This window comes from Bacillus sp. SRB_331 (assembly GCF_003264175.1).
Lineage (GTDB): Bacteria > Bacillota > Bacilli > Bacillales > Bacillaceae_G > Bacillus_A > Bacillus_A mycoides.
In genome coordinates this window covers 50245-50604 of the sequence record NZ_NADV01000037.1, presented here as the reverse complement: position 1 = coordinate 50604, position 360 = coordinate 50245, and the positions used below count along the sequence as shown (strand labels likewise).

Genomic DNA, 360 nt, shown 5'->3' with positions numbered 1-360 from the left:
ACAAACAATTTTTTTTGTTTACCTCATCTGTATAAAAGCATAAATTCTTATCCGGTAAAAAATGTATGTCCCACTCTTTATAAAGGTCTGTCAATAGTGCTTTAGCTTCTAAAGATGATATTATTAACCTTTCCGGATAATTTTCACCATCTAATTTAACATCTGTAAGAAAAGTTATAATATTCTCGCCATTATCTTTTGTACTATCCTGTATTTTCTTAACATAATTTCCAATTGGAATATTTGTAATATTATGTATTGCATCAATAAAAATAACCGCATCATAAACCGATAAGTCAAAACCAAAATCTAACATATCTCCACACTCAACATTTACGTAGTTCTTAGCATTTTGTGATT

At 28.1% G+C, this 360-nt stretch carries 1 protein-coding gene; it reads right to left on the bottom strand.

The features are described 5' to 3' along the window. Positions 1–360: class I SAM-dependent methyltransferase (locus B5P42_RS23250; RefSeq protein WP_220089404.1), on the bottom strand; the 360-nt coding region annotated here is incomplete at both ends.